The organism is Corallococcus sp. AB038B (genome assembly GCF_003668955.1).
Lineage (GTDB): Bacteria > Myxococcota > Myxococcia > Myxococcales > Myxococcaceae > Corallococcus > Corallococcus exiguus.
In genome coordinates this window covers 1-837 of sequence record NZ_RAWO01000050.1, presented here as the reverse complement: position 1 = coordinate 837, position 837 = coordinate 1, and the positions used below count along the sequence as shown (strand labels likewise).

Genomic DNA, 837 nt, shown 5'->3' with positions numbered 1-837 from the left:
CCGAAGGACTCGTGGCCGCGCTGCACACGAAGGTGCCGTCCATCATGGCCGCAACGCCCGAGTCCCTCACGGACCTGGACTTCCACTTCTGGCGGGAGAACTTTCCGGAGCGCTACAAGCGGGACCTCATCGACGGGCATACCGCCCCAGCTGTGGGGGCCTACCTGGGCGACGTGCTGGTGAAACACCTGAACGGGGAGTGGCTGCCACGGCGGAAGCTGGAGGAGTCCCAGGTGCGTGTCGGCCAGCGCGTCTGGCTGCCCTTCCTCCGCGCCCGCCGGTACATGCAGTCCCGCCAGTCGTTGCTGGACTCCTCGCTCACCCAGTTCTTCCGTGAGGCGGAGCGGCACCGGGCCTGAGGGAGAGCCCTTCGCTCAACTCCACGCCAGCCGCGCCGCCTCCTTGATGCCGGTGCCCGGTGATGATGCGCATGTCCCGCGCGCAGAGAGCCCGCGCTACACGAACGCACCAGCGCCGCGCGGTCGCTGTCCGGCGGCTCCATCGCATACACGGGCGTTTCGAAGCTGCGTGCCACCAGCGTCATCGCGCCCAACAGTCCCACCGGCTCCGCTTGCTCTTCAGGGAAACATTCATGAAGTACAACCAGAACTTCCGGGTGGAGGCAGCGCTCGACGCGCTTCGGCGCATCAATGAAAAGGACGGCGACGCGTCCGAGGAGGATGAAGCGCTTCGGATTGCCGCGGTCGCATGTATCTACCTCCAGGACCGTGGGCGGATGGATGAATACCGGGGAGCTTCCGTTCGTTCTCTGCGCCAGCCATCGAGGATGTCGTCGTCGCGGGGACGTTCGAGACGCGTCAGGCGGCGGAAGAGTGG

Annotated in this window: 2 pseudogenes; both read left to right on the top strand. The window is 66.4% G+C overall.

The annotated features are described in order from the left end of the window. Positions 1-359, top strand: a pseudogene (locus D7Y04_RS42475) (hypothetical protein); the annotation flags it as partial. Between the two features lie 233 nt (positions 360-592). After that, positions 593-837: pseudogene (locus D7Y04_RS46150) on the top strand (hypothetical protein); the annotation flags it as partial.